Genomic DNA, 947 nt, shown 5'->3' on the forward strand with positions numbered 1-947 from the left:
GGGGCCGAAACCGGCGCGGCCCGCCCACCGCAAACCCATGCCCGCTCCACTGACCACACTGGGTACCTGATCCGCCCGGACAACCACATGATCGACGAGGCCGTACTCCTTGGCCTCCTCGGCCGTGAACCACCGGTCCCGGTCGGAGTCGGTCTCGATCTGCTCGACGGTCTGCCCGGTGTGGAAGGCGATTCGCTCCTGCAGCGTGCGCTTGGTGTACAGCATCTGCTCGGCCTGGATGGAGATGTCGGCAGCGGTGCCGCCGATGCCACCGTGCGGCTGGTGCATCATGATCCGGGCATAGGGCAGCGCATAGCGCTTACCCGCCGTGCCGGCGCAGAGCAGGAACTGCCCCATCGAACCGGCGAGGCCCAGCGCGACCGTCGCCACGTCGTTTCCGACGTACTGCATCGTGTCATAAATCGCCATGCCGGCGGACACCGAGCCACCCGGCGAATTGATGTAGAGGTAGATGTCGGCCGCGGGATCCTCGGCGGCGAGCAGCAGCAGCTTGGCGCTGATCGCGTTGGCCACCGCGTCCTCGACCACGGAACCAAGGAACACGATCCGGTTCTCGAGGAGCCGGCTGAACACCTGGTCGTCCGCGGAGCCGAGCCCGGATGCGGCGGCCTGCACGGTAGCCCGGCGCGGACTCCCCGGCCCGGCCTGCGTGAGGCGCGAAAAAGATTCGATCATGGTGCGTCCTCCCGCCGGCCGTCGGGAATGGGTGCGAGCACGATGGGCCGGCGTCACCAGCGTTGCCGAGAAATCCGCGCCCACGACGCTGATCTGCTGGCGGCATATCTGCTCACGGCAGACGCAACGTCCCGTGGAACGACTCCAGCGGCCTTCCGTTGCATAAGAGCGCCTGATAGCGGGGCTTATGCCGCCTCGCCTTTCACCCGGACCAGACCCCAGTTGTAGGCGAACCGCCCTGCCCCGGCATG

1 protein-coding gene is annotated in these 947 nt (G+C 67.5%); it reads right to left on the reverse strand.

The window, feature by feature from the left end; translation table 11 throughout:
• A partial coding sequence (locus AC08ON_RS13860; protein WP_476617116.1) for an ATP-dependent Clp protease proteolytic subunit occupies positions 1–696 on the reverse strand: 696 nt, incomplete at its 3' end.
• Positions 697–947 lie beyond the last annotated feature (251 nt).

It is taken from the genome of Frankia sp. CoWAU3, assembly GCF_977971855.1.